Annotated in this window: 1 protein-coding gene; it reads right to left on the bottom strand. The window is 67.6% G+C overall.

Annotation, left to right across the window (positions count from 1 at the left end; all coding sequences use genetic code 11):
• Positions 1-244 (bottom strand): DUF6531 domain-containing protein (locus AC0L3J_RS38315; protein ID WP_473350611.1); only part of this gene is annotated, 244 nt, incomplete at both ends.

Genomic DNA, 244 nt, shown 5'->3' with positions numbered 1-244 from the left:
CGGATATCCGCAGGCATTTTCCAGCCGGGGCCGAGGCTCCCCACCGGCGCGGGCGTTTTTGTCCGGTAACTGCTGTAGGTGCGGGAGAGGATGAACGGCAGCGGGCCGGGCAGGGCGATGTCGGTTTCACCGGGAAGGACCTTTGCACCGAGCAGGGGATTGACCGGATGGCCGGACGTCACTCCGCCGGGGCACACCGAACAGGCCACGCCGGTGGGGGCACCAATACGTACCCCGGCTGAAC

It is taken from the genome of Bradyrhizobium sp. Kon37 (assembly GCF_055807535.1).
This window is presented reverse-complemented; position numbering and strand designations above follow the sequence as displayed.